The organism is Edaphobacter aggregans DSM 19364 (genome assembly GCF_000745965.1).
GTDB lineage: Bacteria > Acidobacteriota > Terriglobia > Terriglobales > Acidobacteriaceae > Edaphobacter > Edaphobacter aggregans.
In genome coordinates this window covers 1-1,172 of record NZ_JQKI01000345.1, presented here as the reverse complement: position 1 = coordinate 1,172, position 1,172 = coordinate 1, and the positions used below count along the sequence as shown (strand labels likewise).

Annotated in this window: 1 protein-coding gene; it reads left to right on the top strand. The window is 55.3% G+C overall.

All coding sequences use genetic code 11. The features are described 5' to 3' along the window. Positions 1–906 precede the first annotated feature (906 nt). A partial coding sequence (locus tag Q363_RS31705; RefSeq protein ID WP_035358790.1) for a DUF6088 family protein occupies positions 907–1,172 on the top strand: 266 nt, incomplete at its 3' end.

Here is a 1,172-nt window from a genome sequence, read left to right as displayed (position 1 = left end):
AATCCAACCAACAGCACCCAGCCAAACGAGCCTTCGTCACGAGCTCGCGCTCACAACAACCGCTCGCTCAGCCTTCGTGAATGATGCAGGCTAGGGGGAACCGACCGGTTACCTCGAACACGCCACGGTTCTCGGTGGGTCCACTAGTTGACGGCATGTATCGGTAGCCTGCCCTCAACATAAGTGGTCTCTCTTTCGACTGATCCAACTGGAAGACTGTGATCCTTTTCAGCTTGGCGAGGGGCTTAACGAAGTAGTCAATATTCGGTCCAAGCTCGGCATTCGTGCCCTCACGATTCTCCCGAGTCAAAGCGGCAAAGAACGAGATCCGCACGTATGAATTCACTTTCAAATAATTATCGACCTCAGGCCAAGCTTGGAAGACTTGTGTTTGAGCGGCGACTGGGGATGACAGAATTGAGAGTAGAACTCCCAACCCCGCCGCTTTGAAGTAGTGCCCTCTCCAATGGTTTCGTTGATCGTGGCGACTTCGCACTCCTTGATACCTCAGCAAAAGCGAGCTCGCTTACTATTTTGGGTGAGCCTTCAGTGAATCGCCCGTTTGGCAACAGCGCATGTACGCCGCGGCTTGTGTGCTCAAACATCGGATGCCCGGACGTTTTTGTAGAGTGGTGCCCATGCCAAGTCTCAGTAGCACAATACCGAGTGTTCTGGGTGGTCCGACATTGTCTTCCGGCCTAAAATCCGGTAGAGCCCGACGGAAGTCTTCAACCAGATTCTTGTTCTGATTGGCGATCGCGATGCCCGCGGGACTTCGCTCCCAAACTCCCATGAACCAGACGGCATCGAAGTCGAACCCGGCGATGGCATAGCAGGGCATGGCCTACGAGGCGTCCGCCGGAGTATGTCAGAAACCATGGTATACCTCTGACAGAGGATCGATGGATGCGCCTGAACGAACAAATCCTGGCAGAGGCAACGAGACTTCCGGAAGGAACGCCCCTTTCCGCAAAGTCGCTGTTACACCTTGGAAATCGCGCCGCCATCGACCAAGCACTTTCCCGGCTCGTTAAGCGCGGAGAGTTCATGCGTGCCGGTCGCGGGTTGTATGTGGCACCAGTCGTGGGGAAATTTGGAAAGCGAGCACCCGCCGTCGAAACGCTGATCGAGCGGCTTTCTGATGTCCGCGGTGAAACGATCGTGCCTTCCGA